The 370-nt window shown below is 42.2% G+C and carries 1 protein-coding gene; it reads right to left on the reverse strand.

Annotation, left to right across the window (positions count from 1 at the left end):
* Positions 1-40: 40 nt before the first annotated feature.
* On the reverse strand, positions 41-370 hold a 330-nt coding region (locus AAEY62_RS20795), incomplete at its 5' end, for a LysR substrate-binding domain-containing protein (protein WP_350636180.1).

The following is a 370-nucleotide window of genomic DNA, read 5'->3' on the forward strand; positions in this document are numbered from 1 at the left end:
CACTATAAACGAGTGTTGCTCGCTAAAACTTATTTATACTTCAAATTACTTTTAATTGTTCCAGTATCCAGCGATGAATTGGGCTTTCACTGGTACGTGGGTGCCATGCGGCTATTACTTTAAAAGACGGTGGTAATGCTTCAACGGTTAGCTCTTGTACTTTATTGTTTGGTAATAATCGCGACGGATAAAATGCGATCATATCGGTTGTATGAAGAATGTTTGGTACCGCCGAAAAGCTAGGTACCGACATAACAATATTGCGTTTAAGGCCCTTAGCTGCAAACCACTGATCGTGAGAGCCACGTAAATTGGCACGCGAAGGTGATACCACTAGCTGCGGATAAGCTGCAATTTGTGCCAGTGTTAA

Origin of the sequence: Pseudoalteromonas sp. GW168-MNA-CIBAN-0100, from assembly GCF_040309225.1 — a bacterium.
Lineage (GTDB): Bacteria > Pseudomonadota > Gammaproteobacteria > Enterobacterales > Alteromonadaceae > Pseudoalteromonas > Pseudoalteromonas arctica.